Annotated in this window: 1 protein-coding gene; it reads left to right on the forward strand. The window is 57.0% G+C overall.

Features of this window, described 5'->3' with window-relative positions; all coding sequences use genetic code 11:
* Window positions 1–494: 494 nt before the first annotated feature.
* Window positions 495–1,043: transposase (locus A3730_RS12175; RefSeq protein WP_156501183.1), on the forward strand; the 549-nt coding region annotated here is incomplete at its 3' end.

Raw genomic sequence — 1,043 nt, forward strand, 5'->3', positions numbered from 1 at the left:
ATCCGCACCGCGCGGGTCTGCCAGCAGGCCCTGGATCTGGAAATGGTGTAAGAAGAGACGCAGCACGCTTCACGCAACACGCTGCAACACGAAGGTCGTTAATTCGTGATTGAGAGGCCCAGCTGAGCGTTGAGTTCTCTACAAAAAAACCGCGCCCGAAGGGGTGCGGTTTTTTTGTGGCTTCTAGCTTCTAGCTTTGATCGTCCTCCGGACGATGTCCTCGCTTCGCTCGGTTCGCACCCTAAACGGTGCTTGTATGTTTGAATGCTCTTCCTGCAACCATGCAGGACTTGCCGGGGTGGAGGGACCAAAGGAGCATCTGACCCAAGGGTACAGACGGTAGGAGATTTGGCCCCACCCCGCACCTATTCATACGCCGATAAAGAATCCATCGGCTGAGTTCGCACCTCAGACCGACGATACCTAGCAAGCCAGCGTTTCAGGTGCGCCCCGACAAGCATGTGTAACCTAGCGCAAGGGGCTGTTCAGTGGCAATGCAAGTAGAACCCTCCATTATCGGCATCGACGTGGCCAAGGCCGAGTTGGTCATCTATTTCCTGGGCCAGACCTATTCCATTGAGAACACACCCCAAGCCATTCGGGCTTGGCTCAAGGATCTGCCTTCCCTCTGCGAGATAGCCATCGAGGCCACTGGCACTTATCACATGGATGTCATTGAGCTGGCCCACCGTAAAGGCCACCACATCTACGTGATTGATGGTTCTCGCCTCCACCATTACCGCAAGGGCACAGGGGGTCGCGCAAAAACGGACGCCTCTGATGCGCAGCTACTTGCCCGCCATCTGCAAAATGAAAAAGGGGCCTTGCGCCGCTGGAGCCCGCCACCCAAGGCGTATCGGACGCTGCAGACCCTGCTGCGCCGCCGTGCGGCACTGGTCAAGGCGCGAACCATTATCCAGCAAAGCCTGGGTGCAGAGCCGCTACTCAAAGCGGGCTTGAAGAGGTTGATCTCTCAGATCAACACGCTGGATGCACAGATCCAGAAACACCTTCGCGACACGGTAAGAGACGCTGGGCTCAGC

This window comes from Alcanivorax sp. HI0044, assembly GCF_001634945.1.